The organism is Mesorhizobium sp. M7A.F.Ca.MR.362.00.0.0 (assembly GCF_004023175.1).
Lineage (GTDB): Bacteria > Pseudomonadota > Alphaproteobacteria > Rhizobiales > Rhizobiaceae > Mesorhizobium.
Window position 1 is genome coordinate 1 of the sequence record NZ_RZTF01000009.1, and the last position, 12,541, is coordinate 12,541.

The window sequence follows — 12,541 nt, forward strand, 5'->3', positions numbered from 1 at the left end:
CGGTACGACCGCATAGTCGATCGGCTCCAGCAGCCCGTCCTTGGCAGCCTTGATGGCGAAATCCATTTCCACGTCGACGACATCCCAGGTGACGTTGCCTGCGTCGACCATGGCCTTGAGCTTGCCGTAGTCGGTCGGTCCGTCCTGCAGCACCTTGATGCCGGAGCTGGCCTCGAAGGGGGCCGCCCAGGATTTGGTCTGCGCCTCTTGCGTGGTGCCGCCCCAGCTGGTGAACGCCATTTCATCGGCCTTGGCGGCGGTCGCTGCGAGCAACCCGGCCAGCAGGCCGGTCAAAATCAGTTTCATGTCATTCTCCTCTGTTGGTCTGTTCTTGTTTTTCTCAGTGCACCTGCGTCGCGCGCCTCAGCGCATGACGAAGGGATCGGGGATCGGCTCGTCCGAGGTGTTGATCCATACGGATTTCGAGCGTGTGTAATCTCTGATGGCATCGAGCCCGCCTTCGCGGCCGAGGCCAGACAGGCCGTAGCCGCCGAAGGGAACGAGCGGCGATACGGAGCGATAGGTGTTGACCCAGACGACGCCAGCATGGATGTCGCGCGCCATGCGGTGCGCCTTGCCGAGATTGCTGGTGAACACGCCGGAAGCCAGGCCGAAGGGCGTGTCGTTGGCGAGTGCCAGCGCCTGCGCCTCGCTGTCGAAAGCAAGTACGCTGAGCACCGGTCCGAACAGCTCCTCGCGCACGCAGGGCAGGTCGCTGCCGCCGGCATCGATGATAGTCGGCGCGTAGTAGAAGCCGTCGCCGGTTGGCCGCGTTCCACCGGTGACCAGTCTGCCGCCCGCGACAAGGCTCTCCGCGACCACCTTCTCGATCCAGTCGCGCTGGCGCAGCGTGGCGAGCGGCCCCATTTCTGTGGCCGGATCCTGTGGGTCGCCGATGCGGATCGCTTCGGCCTTGCGCTTCAGCCGGACGAGGAACTCATCTTTTACTGAACGCTCGATCAGCAACCGTGACCCGGCGACGCAGCTCTGGCCGGTCGCGGCGAAAATGCCGGCAACAACCGCATTGGCGGCGCTGTCGAGGTCGGCGTCGGCAAAGACGACGATCGGGCTTTTGCCGCCGAGCTCCAGCGTCGTGTAGGCAAGGTTCTCCGCCGTATTCCTGACAATGGCGCGCGCAGTCGAGGGGCCGCCGGTGAAGGCGACGCGCGAAACCAGCGGATGGCTGGTCAGGCGCCGGCCGCACTCCTGGCCAAAGCCGGTGAGGATGTTGACGACGCCTGAGGGGAAGCCGGCCTGCTGGACCAGTTCGGCAAAGGAGAGCAGCGGCGCCGGGCCGTCCTCGGAAGCCTTGAGCACGATGGTGCAGCCGGCGGCGAGCGCCGGGCCGAGCTTGACGGCCGAGAGGAAGAGCTGTGAGTTCCACGGCACCACCGCGGCAACGACGCCAATCGGCTCGCGACGGATGGTGACGTCGAGATCGGGCTTGTCGATCGGCACATGCGCGCCTTCGTGCTTGTCGGCGAGCCCGCCATAATAGCGGTAGTAGTCGCCGACATAGGCGATCTGGGCGCGCGTTTCGCGGATGATCTTGCCGGTGTCGCGTGTCTCGAGTTGGGCAAGGCGCGCGGCATTGGCGGCGACAAGGTCACCGAGCTTGACAAGCAGCTTTCCACGCGCTGTCGCTGTCATCCTTCGCCATGGGTCTGAGCGCAATGCGCGGTGCGCCGCCTCGACGGCACGGTCGACATCGGCTTCGCTCGCCGCCGGCATCCTGGCCCAGGCCGCGCCGGTCGACGGGTCGACGCTGTCGAACGTGGCTGATGGCTCGTCGAAGCGGCCGTCGATGAAGTTCCTGAAAACAGCGTCGGTCATGGGCTCGCGATCAGAGGAAGGCCGGCATTACCCGGTCGATGAACAGTTTCAGCGATTTCGTTTTGCGCTCATGCGAAAGCCCGCTGTCGATCCAGATCGAATACTGGTCGTAGCCGAGCGCCTCATAAGCCTTCAGTCGAGCGAGGACTTCGTCGGCTTCGCCGATCACCAGATTCTGCCTGATCCTGTCCGGCGCGTATTGCGGCATGGCCGCGATCTCGTCCTCCGTCAGCGGTTCCAATATGCCTTGGTGCACCGGCTTCTTGTTTTGGAACCAGGCGCCGAACTGGCAGTAAAAGGCCGACAGGTCCTGGGTGAGGCGATCGGCATCGGCTGCGTCCTCGGCGACGAAGGTGTGCATCAAAAGCATGATCTCCGGCCGTTCGATCTCGGGATGCGCGGCGCAGGCTCCGTTGAAGCGCTGCATCAGGCTCGCCACCTCGTCGTCGCCAGAAGCCAGCGGCGTCACCTGCACCTTGCATCCATGGGAAACGGCAAAATCGTGCGAGTTCGGATCGCGCGCCGCCACCCAGATCGGGGGGTAGGGTTTTTGCAGCGGCTTGGGCGAGGAGGTGGTGGGCGGGAACTGCCAGAACTCGCCTGAGAGCTCGAAGTCGCCTTCCCAGAGGCCGCGGATCGCCGATATGATCTCACGCATGCGCTGGCCGGCGCCCCAGGCGTCGAGGCCTGGAAAGATACGCTGATATTCATAACTGTAGGCGCCGCGCGCGATGCCGATGTCGAGCCGACCACCGCTAATGACGTCGGCCATCGCCGCTTCGCCGGCAAGTTTGATCGGATGCCAGAAGGGCGCGATCACGGTTCCGGTACCGAGACGGATCCGGCTGGTTTTGGCAGCGAGATAAGCGATATTGATAAAAGGATTGGGCGAAATGGTGAATTCCATGCCGTGATGCTCGCCGATCCAGGCGGTCTCGAATCCGGCCTGTTCGGCCATCAGGACCAACTCCTCGAGCTCGGTCACGAGCTCGGAATGCGGCTTGGCGAGGTCCGACCGTTCCATATGCACGAAGAGCGAGAATTTCATCGCTGGTCACCTGTGTTGGGTGCTGTGGAACCGGCGGTCCTGGCGAGCGGCCGGACCTCGCCTTCGACATCGTTGCCGACATAGACGCCGAATGCATCCACTGAGCATTCCTTGACATAGCGTGCGAGCATCGAGCGGATCGCCGGATCGGCGATTTTCAACTCCTCGATCGCGTGGATCTCGACCAGCCTGATGCCGCGATCGCTGGAAGCGGGCACGTCGAACGTGCCGCGATAGTAGACATGTGTGCGCGAAACATCTCTGGCATCGTCCCAGACGGCGAAAAGGAAGCCCAGCTTGGCCTCGATGGCCCTCGCGGCAAGCACCCCTCGCAGGCTTTTCCCATCGCCAGCCGCACCCAGACCCCGACCGCGCGGCAGTTCAAAACCATCCGCCGTCTCCAGGAACAGGATCCGGCCGCCATTCTCGAGGATGGCGCCGACATCGGTGCCGGGCTGGGTGGCTGCCAGCGCGTCCTGGCTGAGGCCGGGCGCGACATACGCGCCGCGGCAATAGCCGAGCGGCTGCGCGGAATTGTGCTCGAAATCGCGGACGCGGCCAATGAGGATTGAATGATCACCGGCATCGACCAGCCGCTCCATGTCGCAGTCGAAGGATGCGACGGAGCCGTCCAGCACGGGGCTGCCCGTTCGTCCCGGTCGCCAGGCAACGGCGGCGAACTTGTCGGCCGCTTTCGAGGCGAATATGCCGGACGCTGCCTTCTGATCCTCGTTGAGGACGTTGATGGCGAAGCTTTTCGATGTCGCAAAGACAGGATGGCCAACCGCCTTATGAGCGATGCAGACCAGCACCAAAGGTGGATCAAGCGACACCGAGGTGAAGGAGTTGGCGGTGAAGCCGCGCGGCTCGCCTTCGGGCCCGATGGTGGTGACGATGGTGACGCCGGTGAGGAAGGAACCCAGCGCACGGCGGAACTCGCTGCCGTCGAACCCGGTGTTCGCCGCGGCAGCGCTGTCTTGCTCGATCGCTTCGCCTTCTTTGAGGAAGTCGACGATATGGCGCGTCGTCAGGCCGGGATCCGCCACCGCCATCATATGCCGCTCGCCTGAGAGCACTGTGCAGCGGCCATGCGGCGCCAGCCGCGCCATCGCGGCCGACATTGCCGGCGAAGAATTCCTGTCCTCGGAACCGGTCATGAAAAGGGCCGGTACGGCTAGCCTCGGCAGGCGGTCAGCGTGGTCGCTGTCGGCACGAGCGAACAGGCGATAGGTGCGAGCATAACCTTCCGGGTCGACGGCACCCAGTACGGCGGCCGTCTTCCGTGCAGCCGCCTCGAGCTCGACCGGCACCGGATCTCCGAACCAGCGGGCAATGGTCTGTGCCGTGCCGGTCACGTCACTCTTGCCGGTAAGCGCCACCGCGCGCTGGCGAACAGCTTCGGCCAGTTCAGGTGGCCGCCGGAACACGGCATTCAGCGAGACGATGCGGCGGACGCGCTCGGCTGCGCGTAGCGCGAGTTCCTGGGCAACGAGCGCGCCCATCGAGTGGCCGATGACGGATACTTTGTCGAGGCCGAGATGGTCGAGCAGGCGAATGGCCTGATCAGCATAGTCGGCGAGTTCTGGGTTCTGCGGCGGCAGCGGCGACTGACCGTGGCCGAGCATGTCGATGGCGATGACGTCGAAGCTATCGGACATCCGCTCGATCTGCGGCTGCCAGATCGCGGCGTTCATACCAACGCCATGAATAAAAAGCACCGGTGCGCCCGCGCCGACACGGATGAAGCCGGTGCCGTCGGGCGCCGCACCCCGTCGAACCCATGCCGATGCGGAAGCGTCAGCCATGCACGTCCCCAAGCTCTTTGAGGTCCTGGTAGCGGTCGCCGATTCGATGATGCGGGCGGCCGCCGATCGAGGCGCCGAGCGCCACAACCAGCTCGTCGGGCGCCGGTGCATCGCCGATCTGGAAATGCACGGTGAGGTAATGCGAGCGCCGCCCTTCGTCATTTTTGTCCATCAGCGGAATGATGATCGGGGTGTTCGGCCCGCCGCGCAGATTGGTGAAGGCAAGGTAGGTCTTGGCGCTTACGGCACGCCGATAGTGGTTGCCGAAGTGCAGCGTATGGATCAACGCCGACGCATGCTCGATCTCGCCCGACGTACCGCAGATGGCGGCCTTGCCATAGCCCTCGATAGCCTCGCCGGAACCGGCGGCGGCAACGATCTCGTGGGTCAGGATCTCTCCCAGCACCGGCGCACAGGCTCGGATTTGGGGCGACAGATCGTCGGTGAAGCCGCGACCGGCCCAGGGATTGGTCAGCACCGCTGCGACGCCGATAAGGCGCAGCGGCCGGGGGGCGGCCTTGCCGCCTTCGATCAGCGTGTTCTCGGTATAGGTAACGATCTTACGAATGGCGGGCTGCATGGAATTCCTCGGGTAGGTGGTGCCTCGGGACATCCAATCCCGCTATCATCTTATGGTATACCATGCTATGGAGCGCCAAGTACCTTGTCAACCGGGCATCGAATCTGTTTTCGTAGCGGCGCAGGAGGCATACATGCCAGACGACACGCTTCGCATCGACCGCAGCTCCAAGACCTTGAGGACGCTGGCGCTGGAGCGCATGCGCGAAGCGATCATGGATTTCCATTTCCAGCCTGGCGAAAGGCTTGTCGAACGGCCGCTTTGCGACCAGCTCGGCGTCAGCCGTTCCGTCGTGCGTGAGGTACTGCGGCAGCTGGAGGCAGAGGGGCTCGTGCAGATGATCCCTGGGCATGGGCCGGCCGTCGCCAGGCCGGACCTCGGCCGTACCGATGAGATCTACGAGCTTCGGGCTCTGCTTGAAGGCATCGCGGCCCGAGCCTGTGCCCTGTCGGCCACCGGCGAGCAGTTGGCAACGCTCGAAGGGGCGCTGGCGGATTTGTTCGATGCGTGGGCGTCGGCGACGCCGCCTGCGGTGATGCGGGCGACGACCAAATTCTACGAGGCACTGTTCGAGGCCGCCGACAAGCGTGTCGCCTGGGAAATCGTCTCCGGGCTGAATGTCCGCATCAACCAGCTTCGTTCGATGACAATCGTCTCGACCAACCGGCGCGAAGCGGCGATCGCCGAGATGAACGAGATCATGGATGCGATCCGCGCACACAAGCCGGAAGCGGCGGAAGCAGCAGCGCGGCGGCATGTCGAGTCCGCCTGGAAGATCGCCCGGAACACACTACGCGTCGATTGTCCTTAGTCTCACCACCAAATTTCCAACAGAGCCGATCGCCCACGAATCGGGCTGCGTGCGGAAGCTTTACCTCACCTTAAGAGTGCCGCAGCAACACCCCGCTCTATGCAGAGGGTGCCTCTGGGGCTCGTCGCGTGGAGCGAGCGGTTTTCTTCGCTACTTCGATTCTCAGGAAGCTAATCACGCGGCCTCTCTTGTGTCATCGTAGCTGACAGCAGCCTTCTCGAAAGCCAGATCACTCCGTCGAGCCCAGTTCCTCTCAGCATCGAGCAGCTCATTCTCCCCACTCAAGCCGTTCATGAACAGCCTGAGTACGTGCGCAGCCGTGCGCTCTCCCGCCCGCGAAGCAACAGGTACGCCGCGCTCTTTGCAGACCGTCTCACAAACACGGGCAAGCATCACAATATCGCTCGGTTCTAAAAATCGACCTGGATACAACATACCGTCCTCTGTTGGAAAGCTACGTGAGCCTTTGATTACGCTAGGTCACCGGCAGCAACAATCAACTATGATAGTCTGCACCTCGACTGGTCAGAAAATCTGATCGGCCTTCAGACGGTGGGCATCGCGCCACTCCGAGTCGGAAGGACAGAACTATCAGGCTAGGTTTTCCCGTTAGGTCGATTCGGTCCAATCGCGTGGGCCCGGGTAATGCGAACGGTCGCTCGTCTAATGGCAAGTTGGCCGGTGAAATGCCATGTCGGCATTTCGGGCACCTCGAATTGAAGCCTTGCAAAAGCTGGAACCCCTCGGTGTCGCAGACCGCGCAAATCAAATCGAGGCGCGCACCGCCGCCCGTGAGAGACACCTCGACGAGTTGCCGCGAAAATCCACCTTGAAGGCCTGACCGTCAGCTACTCATCCCCCTGCCAAAGCAGGGAACAAGATCCTTTGGGCAATGTTAGGCGCAATGCCAAGTTCTTCCTCCGGTCATGTGTTTGACGTGGCGATTGTCGGCGGCGGCCCCGCAGGACTTGCGGCAGGCATGTATCTGGCGAGATTCTTGCGTTCGGTGATCTTGGTCGACGCTGGCGACGCACGAGCCAAGCTCATTCCAAAATCGCATAACTGTCCTGGCTTCCCGGAGGCGTAGGCGGGCCAGAGTTGCTCGGCCGTCTCAAAGCCCAGGCACGGTGCAGGCGTTGTGGACGGTCGTGTAGCGGGCGCCGAGAAGCGCGACGGGACCTTTCTGCTGACGACCACTTTCGGGACCATCCGAGCACAGCGCATGGTTCTTGCAACCGGGATTGTGGACCAAGGCCCCGGCAATAGAAGAGCTGGAGGAGGCGGTGGCGGCCGGCACCGTCCGACTGTGTCCGGTCTGCGACGCCTACGAGGCCGTGGGCAAGCGCATCGGCGTCGTAGGCCCAGTGCATCTGGCACTCAAGGAGGCCCTGTTCTTGAAGGAGTACAGCGGTCAGGTCACCTTGCTCGCCAGCTATCCGGAGGATATTTCCGAGGACGCTCGCGGCATGGCCTCGGCAGGCGTCATCGAATCTGGGACACCGTCGAGAATCTGGTCGCGCGGGCAACCGGGTTCGACGTTGTCATGGCCGACGGTGCGCCAATGCGGGACGTGGATGTGGTGTACCCCGCAATGGGCTCTGATGTGCGCTCTGAAACTTGCCGTCGCACTCGGTGCAGGGTGTGACGCGCAAGGATATGTTCTGGTCAGCCGACACCTCGAAACGTCGACTGCGGGCCTCTATGCCATTGGAGACGTGGCTGAGGGCCTCAATCAAATTGCCGTTGCGTTTGGTCATGCCGCCACCGCAGCAAGACATATCGACAACGCACTTCAGTCTAGGCCGGGAAGCTGACCGGCCACCCTGCCATGGGGTAGCGTCTGACCTAACGAAGGCCGGCACGGTTGCGAATTTGGGGGTGGACCACGCCGTGCCGGCCAGTGCTGGACGCCCCAGCTCAGTTACGCTACCGGCACAATAGGAATCCAGCAATTAAACCTGATGGTCTAGGTAGCCCGTCGGCCATTCCGCGATAGCGCCTCCCCTACGATCCCGTCGCTGTCAAAATGTGCACTGTTGAGCGCACACGTCGTCGCGACGGGGCGCCCACGATCTGCCCCGGTTCGCGATAGGCGCGGCGTCAAATTTCAAACTGATACGCTGCCGTAATGCGCGGTCCAACTACTTGCAAACGAACAGTCGAACTCCGTTGCCACAGGCCATCACCAAACCGACTGGCTGTCACGGATTGAGGTCAGAAAGCATGTCGTTTTCTACCCATCTTTCCAAAAGCTGAATGAGCTTCAGAGCCCGGTCGGTGCACGAATAAAAGGTTGTGTTCCTTTCGCGTCTCTTGGCAACCAAATCAAATTTCCGCAACATGACAAGATGCTGAGAGAGAGCGGGTTGGCTCAGTCCAACCCGAAATGCCAGATCGCGGACCCGTATCTCGCCTTTGGCCATTATGAACAGAGACAGAAGTCGCTTCTCGTTGCCCATGGCCGCGAGGAGCCCGGCCGCGGATGCGGCATAACTGGGCAACTTTTCCGATCTGTCTTCCTCAGCCAGCGCCACCACTGTTGATCTCCCACAGATCCTGGACGAGAGCATTGCGCAGCTTGGGCTCGCCGCGTAGCGTCCGGACGCGAGCGTTGATGTCCGGCTTCACCCATTCGACCTCAGGCGTGACCTGCGCCGTGGGAACGCCATTCGGTGGCCCGGCCTTGGCCTTCTGCTCGCGTGTCCAGAGCCAGTTCTTGATTGCATCGGTTTTGGCGATCACCGCCTTGCCGACATTCTTGACGTGTCGTGCGAACAGCCTCTCTGTCCACTCGCCGGGCTGCCGCTTGATCCCAATAAGTTCAAAATCAATGTCCCAGCACTTCAGCCAGACTGCATCCTTTGCCCCGCTGCGGTAAGGGGTGACCTTGCGCTTCGAGACGATACCTTCGAGGCTCATCCGATCGGCCGCTTCGTAGATCTCGACACCGCCTTCGACATGCTGGCTGCACTGGACGATGCCTTCGGCCGGCTGGATGAGCTCCCGCAGGATTGCCTTGCGCTCGACTGCTGGCCGCCAGCGCAGATCTTCGCCACTTTTATGCAGGATATCGCAGGCGACGAAGGCGAGCAGCTCGGCATTCCACGCCATGCGCGAATGCATCGCGTGAAAGTTCGGCCGCCCGCCCGGCTGCGGCGCGATCATCTCGCCGCCGGGAATGAAGGATTTCGCTTTCAGCTGCTCGGCGGCAGTGACGACAGGCCGGTGACGTTTCAACCGGTCTATCCCCATGCGGGTGAAGGTGAGCGCGCCGGCCCAATCGAGAATGATCTGGGTGCAACAGCCATCATCTTTGATTTCGCACAGCCAGCCGTTGCTAACCGGCGGCTTCAGCGCCAGGACAGGCTCCTGCGGCTTGATGAACTTCAAACGCATGAACTGACTCGCAAACTGCGATTCAATTTAGCACACGCTTAATTAGTCTCGTAGCATTTTAACGAGTCATTGACCGCGCTGTCCCATTATAGGACGGCGCGGTCAAAACCCAACCGGACTGCGCAGGCGGCTCCGGCACTGAAGCGCCCGCCCGAATGCCGGAGCCGCCACTCACACCTAATATACCAGCAATGGTTGAATCAACCGTTACCGCACGTGCTTTCCTCTGCGCTTCCCTGATCGTTACACTGTTGACCGAGCGGACCGAACGCTTCTAGACGATGAAAGTTCGATGGAGAGGACGAAGCTACCCGATCGTGGGCCCGTAATCCCGGCAAGCGGCATGCAGGATAGCTCTAACCTGCCTGACGTGCGGTGAGCAGACAATGCGTGAGCTTCGCTAAGCGATCTGGCACATTGACCCTCTGAGCGGTCGATCCCCTATGGATGTAGCCGCTTATACAGGTCCGCCGCCGGCGCCTCAATAGGCGGCGGGCCGCAGGTCCCAGGGCGCTCAAATCGAACGCGAAACAGCCGTCTCGCACTCATTTGCCGATGCCGCGAGACGGGCTGCGGAAGCTTCCACCCAGTACGAGGCTTCCAGCGTTCCGATCCTTGGCTGCTGAAGACTGCTCCGTTAGCTTTTGCTGAAGCGGGGTACTTGTTATGCTGCGGTGATTTTTCGTCGCCATGAAAAAACTAGCTGCCTCGGACAGGAACGGCTTGGCCCGAGCGGCTGGAGTCGCAAGACCCGTGGGAGGATAGTCCAGTTTCAGATCCCGGAAACAGTATAAGTCGAAGCCGCGCTACTCGGACACTCCCAGGCCCCGCCAACCATTCCCGTAGATCTTCTGTCGATTTTCGCCAAGACGTAGCGAATAATTGGCACTCCGCACGCAGGATCTCCCCTTCGATGGAAAATTGCTTGTGCTGACGAACGAGATCGTCCAGGCGATCTAGATAAGGTAGGCGGCTCATCAGCCTTCACCACGCTGCACCTCACATGCGCTCTCCATGAATGAGTACCCACCACGCCACCGAGCCGTGGCGGGTACTCAGCCAACCGCCGACGAAGGGACGATGATCGACGGTCACATTTCCAAATGTAGAAAAGGCTCCGTTGTTTCAGGGTCGGACCTTTGCGAGTCCATGTCGGGCTTCAGTCGGGCCCAGACACGATAGAGTGCCTGCAAGGGTGTGTAGCAGCGCCAGCGCGAAGGCCCCGTCACTGACCAGCAATGATGGATTTCGGAAACCAGGTTGCCTGGTCCGCAAGACTCAGTGGGTCCGCCCCCACTTGCGGGTAGAGGCGGACCCGACCGAGGCTTGGGGGCCTCGACCGGCAGCGGGGGACGCTGCCGCTTGTTCAACCTGCCGCAGCATATCAGGTTCCGCTGATTCACAAAAAGCCCACCGGAAGATGCCGGGCAGGTTCTGGAGTGTGCTGGGACCAACCAGCACAGGTCAACAAGCCGCGACAGGGTTGGTCCCGATAGCGGGCGGACGCCGCCAAGCCGCAGCCCTCGTTTCACCCGCCCGCTGCTTGCCCCACACTCTCGTCCCGGCGCCGCCTGTAGCCTGTCACATGCATCGCTGAGACATCGCTCGTAACGACCGTCCCCCTCGCGGGGAAGATCGATCATCCGATCGTCGCACAGATCGAAGGAACATTTTAGAGTTATCGAATGTTCACATCCTATGGACAGCCGAACCCAACTCTCAGCAGCTCAATCGAGAACAGCACGCGCCCTGCTGAACTGGTCGCGGGTGCGCCTTGCCGCAAAAGCCAGTCTCAGCGAAATGGCGATCAGAGATTTTGAGAACGGTATTCGAAATCCGCGTCCCCACAAGATCGCAGCCATGCGCCAAGCGTTTGAGGACGCGGGAATTACTTTCACCTTCGAAGGCGCTCAGTCGCTAGCCCGCCCTGAAGGTCATAGCGGTCTCGCCACCACCAATAGAATGTGGCGCCGCCGGCAGAGACAAGCATAACGATAAGGGTCCTTCATCCGCGTAGAGAGTATGTGTCTAGTGCGCGTGCCTGAGCATCGGTCTGCCGGCGACGACGCGCTCAAGCTGCTGGCACGCTTCGGCATGGTCGGCATCGCCGCCACAATTCTGTATGCCGCTTTGGTTACCGCTTTTATCGGAACGGCTCGCTGTCACCCCATCCAGCCCTCGCTTGGGGCATATGCCGCAGCCACCCTGTATTCGTACCTGGCTTACAAATCCCTTGACGTTCGTGTCGGGCCCATCGCATCGAACTGAAGCTCCGCGTTTCCCGGCGATTCTTGACGCGCTCAGATAACATCGCGCCGTGTGACGGCGAGTCCTAGCCGCCTGCGCGGACGTCTCAATCGAGATGCCGGCCTTTCGCAGAATCGCCAGGAGTCTGGCAGGGGCATTGTTGTATTTGGTGGGTCATAAAGTTTTTGCGCCGGCCTTAGGAACATGCATCCGGAATCTAAGTTGGGAACGTGCTTGGTGTGAGAACTCCCTCCCTCAAGTCCAAGCTCTGGTGCAGGGCCCGTCGCTGTGACCTCAGCGGCGGGCCAACCTGGAGAAACCCATGCAACCCTTTCGTAAGGCTGGAACCCGTTTGCAGCTCGGCTTCGGGCAGGTCTCAAAGCCAAGGCCCCCTCTAGTCGTGCCTTCAGCGGCCGGTCTACTCGTCAGACGCTCCACGGTCTCAATGATGGCCTTCGCCAGCGGCTCGGGTTGTAGTGACCAGTCAGCCCAATCCTCGGATGGTAGCACGCCAAGGGCGATATTTGCGGATCCGCAGCGGCGTTCCGCCTCGCGGGCTTGTCGACGCTTCGCCTGGACAGTTTGGCCTCCTACCAGAATACCGTTGAATTTACAGTTTGGTAAAAAATTCCCCATCAATCGTAGACTGACTTCGCGGCCGCACTGAGGAAGGAGGGTGACGGCCTTCCGGTGTCCTGCTCGGCTAGGAAAACCAAGCGCGATCCAAACTTCCATCCTGCGAGCAAGGTTGCCTTGAATCGAAAGTGGGGCCGCCCCACTGGCAGGCAGAGGCGGACTCGGCCGAGGCTTGGGGACCTCGA

Annotated in this window: 11 protein-coding genes and 1 pseudogene; 5 read left to right on the forward strand and 7 right to left on the reverse strand. The window is 61.7% G+C overall.

The annotated features are described in order from the left end of the window. The 5 genes and pseudogenes from EOC06_RS02455 to EOC06_RS02475 form a co-directional block, all read right to left on the reverse strand. Positions 1-306: pseudogene (locus tag EOC06_RS02455) on the reverse strand (ABC transporter substrate-binding protein); the annotation flags it as partial. Positions 307-363: 57 nt separating this feature from the next. Next, the gene (locus EOC06_RS02460) at positions 364-1,833 is read right to left on the reverse strand and encodes an aldehyde dehydrogenase (protein ID WP_127332004.1); all 1,470 of its coding nucleotides are present in this window, start codon (positions 1,831-1,833) and stop codon (positions 364-366) included. Positions 1,834-1,843: 10 nt separating this feature from the next. Further along, the gene (locus tag EOC06_RS02465) at positions 1,844-2,881 is read right to left on the reverse strand and encodes an LLM class flavin-dependent oxidoreductase (protein ID WP_128307001.1); all 1,038 of its coding nucleotides are present in this window, start codon (positions 2,879-2,881) and stop codon (positions 1,844-1,846) included. Then, positions 2,878-4,686, reverse strand: a complete 1,809-nt coding sequence (locus EOC06_RS44745; RefSeq protein ID WP_127332006.1) for an alpha/beta fold hydrolase — start codon at positions 4,684-4,686, stop codon at positions 2,878-2,880. Before EOC06_RS44745 ends, EOC06_RS02465 begins: the two co-directional genes overlap by 4 nt. Further along, positions 4,679-5,266, reverse strand: a complete 588-nt coding sequence (locus EOC06_RS02475; protein ID WP_127268589.1) for an amino acid synthesis family protein — start codon at positions 5,264-5,266, stop codon at positions 4,679-4,681. Before EOC06_RS02475 ends, EOC06_RS44745 begins: the two co-directional genes overlap by 8 nt. 133 nt (positions 5,267-5,399) lie before the next feature. Between EOC06_RS02475 and EOC06_RS02480 the strand changes: the two genes are divergently transcribed. The 3 genes from EOC06_RS02480 to EOC06_RS41540 all read left to right on the forward strand — a co-directional run bounded on the left by EOC06_RS02480 (position 5,400) and on the right by EOC06_RS41540 (position 7,891). Next, complete coding sequence (locus EOC06_RS02480) at positions 5,400-6,077, forward strand: GntR family transcriptional regulator (RefSeq protein ID WP_127268588.1); 678 nt, start codon at positions 5,400-5,402, stop codon at positions 6,075-6,077. A gap of 904 nt (positions 6,078-6,981) precedes the next feature. Further along, entirely contained in the window at positions 6,982-7,164 is a 183-nt protein-coding gene (locus tag EOC06_RS45080) for an FAD-dependent oxidoreductase (protein WP_348629545.1), read from the forward strand. A gap of 196 nt (positions 7,165-7,360) precedes the next feature. Then, positions 7,361-7,891: an FAD-dependent oxidoreductase gene (locus tag EOC06_RS41540; protein ID WP_245469295.1), complete on the forward strand. Its 531-nt coding sequence runs from the start codon at positions 7,361-7,363 to the stop codon at positions 7,889-7,891. 387 nt (positions 7,892-8,278) lie between these two features. On the opposite strand, the gene EOC06_RS02495 is transcribed toward EOC06_RS41540, so the two are convergent. Together EOC06_RS02495 and EOC06_RS02500 are read right to left on the reverse strand one after the other, a co-directional pair. Beyond that, entirely contained in the window at positions 8,279-8,611 is a 333-nt protein-coding gene (locus EOC06_RS02495; protein ID WP_245469296.1) for a metalloregulator ArsR/SmtB family transcription factor, read from the reverse strand. Then, positions 8,598-9,473, reverse strand: coding sequence for a DNA ligase (locus EOC06_RS02500; RefSeq protein WP_127332010.1), 876 nt, complete (start codon positions 9,471-9,473; stop codon positions 8,598-8,600). The genes EOC06_RS02495 and EOC06_RS02500 overlap by 14 nt, the downstream gene beginning before the upstream one ends. Before the next feature lie 1,698 nt (positions 9,474-11,171). Between EOC06_RS02500 and EOC06_RS02505 the strand changes: the two genes are divergently transcribed. After that, a complete protein-coding gene (locus EOC06_RS02505; RefSeq protein ID WP_127319055.1) occupies positions 11,172-11,465 on the forward strand; it encodes a helix-turn-helix transcriptional regulator in 294 nt (97 codons plus the stop codon). Between the two features lie 39 nt (positions 11,466-11,504). Further along, positions 11,505-11,741 carry a hypothetical protein gene (locus tag EOC06_RS40745; RefSeq protein WP_206631147.1) on the forward strand — a complete coding sequence of 79 codons (237 nt, stop codon included), beginning with the start codon at positions 11,505-11,507 and terminating at the stop codon, positions 11,739-11,741. The last annotated feature ends 800 nt before the right edge of the window (positions 11,742-12,541 follow it).

Excerpts from the sequence above, each read along its gene's own strand:
- EOC06_RS44745 (WP_127332006.1), bottom strand. The coding sequence starts at position 4,686 with ATGGCTGACGCTTCCGCATCGGCATGGGTTCGACGGGGTGCGGCGCCC.
- EOC06_RS02505 (WP_127319055.1), top strand. The coding sequence starts at position 11,172 with ATGGACAGCCGAACCCAACTCTCAGCAGCTCAATCGAGAACAGCACGC.
- EOC06_RS45080 (WP_348629545.1), top strand. The coding sequence starts at position 6,982 with ATGCCAAGTTCTTCCTCCGGTCATGTGTTTGACGTGGCGATTGTCGGC.
- EOC06_RS02465 (WP_128307001.1), bottom strand. The coding sequence starts at position 2,881 with ATGAAATTCTCGCTCTTCGTGCATATGGAACGGTCGGACCTCGCCAAG.
- EOC06_RS02475 (WP_127268589.1), bottom strand. The coding sequence starts at position 5,266 with ATGCAGCCCGCCATTCGTAAGATCGTTACCTATACCGAGAACACGCTG.
- EOC06_RS02480 (WP_127268588.1), top strand. The coding sequence starts at position 5,400 with ATGCCAGACGACACGCTTCGCATCGACCGCAGCTCCAAGACCTTGAGG.
- EOC06_RS02460 (WP_127332004.1), bottom strand. The coding sequence starts at position 1,833 with ATGACCGACGCTGTTTTCAGGAACTTCATCGACGGCCGCTTCGACGAG.
- EOC06_RS02500 (WP_127332010.1), bottom strand. The coding sequence starts at position 9,473 with ATGCGTTTGAAGTTCATCAAGCCGCAGGAGCCTGTCCTGGCGCTGAAG.